Origin of the sequence: Pyxidicoccus fallax (assembly GCF_012933655.1) — a bacterium.
Taxonomy (GTDB): domain Bacteria; phylum Myxococcota; class Myxococcia; order Myxococcales; family Myxococcaceae; genus Myxococcus; species Myxococcus fallax.
This window is the reverse complement of the sequence record NZ_JABBJJ010000715.1, coordinates 1-1110: the sequence shown is the minus strand read 5'-3', so window position 1 is coordinate 1110 and position 1110 is coordinate 1. Positions and strand designations below refer to the sequence as shown.

Annotated in this window: 2 protein-coding genes; both read right to left on the bottom strand. The window is 65.8% G+C overall.

Annotated features, from left to right (window positions below; all coding sequences use genetic code 11):
• Positions 1-22 precede the first annotated feature (22 nt).
• The gene (locus tag HG543_RS53755) at positions 23-508 is read right to left on the bottom strand and encodes a transposase (RefSeq protein WP_246357961.1); all 486 of its coding nucleotides are present in this window, start codon (positions 506-508) and stop codon (positions 23-25) included.
• Positions 457-1011, bottom strand: a complete 555-nt coding sequence (locus tag HG543_RS53750) for an IS630 family transposase (protein WP_246357960.1) — start codon at positions 1009-1011, stop codon at positions 457-459. Before HG543_RS53750 ends, HG543_RS53755 begins: the two co-directional genes overlap by 52 nt.
• Positions 1012-1110: the final 99 nt, after the last annotated feature.

The window sequence follows — 1110 nt, the reverse complement described above, 5'->3', positions numbered from 1 at the left end:
CTAAACCGCCTCGGCGAGTCCGCTAAACATGGAGTCCAGCATGCTCGAAGAAGGAGCGGAGGACATCGGGACGATGCTGGAGGGCGCGGAATTCCCTTCTTGCCAAGCGCATGAGGTCCGAAATGGCCGGGGGCGCTGCGTTGAGCATGGCTTCCTTCACCATGCCATTGCAGCCCTCCTCTGGGTTGAGGTCCGGGGCGTACGGGGGAAGCCACTCGACGCGGAAGTCCTTCGCGTGGCGCTGCAGCCATGCGGTAACCGCCTTGGAACGGTGCGCCTGAAGGCGGTCCCAAATGATGACGAGGGGGCGTCCGATGCGCCGGCGGAAGTACCGCAATGCGGCGATGACGTCCTTGTCGTGGACAGCGCCGACGAAGTGGCGAGCGAACACCCTGGGGCGTTCACGCCCCTGCGGGGCCGTCAGCAGCACGATGCTGGAAACCTCACGGCGCTTGCTCAGGCGCTTGAGGACTCGGACTTGTCCCACCGGCGCCCAGGTGGTGCCCAGGCGGGCCCGAAACGTGTGACCCGTCTCATCCAGGAAGGCAATCGTCCTCCCGCTTCTTCGAGCCCCTTTTTGATGCGAGGCCAGTCTCTCCTGACCCAGGCTTCGATGAGCGCATCATTCCGCTCGCGGGCCTGGGAACGAGGGCGGTGCGCGGAGAACCCCAGCCGATGCAGGGGCCTCGACAAGGAGCGCGGGTGGTACCGCACGCCCCAGCGTCGCTCAATGAGACGTGCGATGCGTGGGAGGGTCCATCGCTCCGTGGGAAAGCCGGCCCGAGTGGCACCGGCCTTGAGCACTCTGGCCACTTGCTTCCACTGCGAGGGGCTCAGACGCGAAGGACGGCCCTGATGAGGCTTGCGCCGCAGACTCCTGACGCCCCCCTGCGCGAGGGCTTTGCACCACTGCGACACAGCTCCTCGGGTGACGCCACACTCGTCCGCCACGTCCACTGGGCGCCAACCCGATTTCAGCAGCGAAGCGGCGAACAGTCGCCGCTCCTCCATCTGCTCGGGCGTCAGCCTGAATGGCTGCTGCCCCATCACCACCACCCCCTTCTTCGGAACAACCGCTCCGATGTTTAGGGGATTCGTCGAGGCGGTTTA

Bases quoted from the DNA above. Each gene is read 5' to 3' on its own strand.
- HG543_RS53750 (WP_246357960.1), bottom strand. From the start codon at position 1,011: ATGGAGGAGCGGCGACTGTTCGCCGCTTCGCTGCTGAAATCGGGTTGG.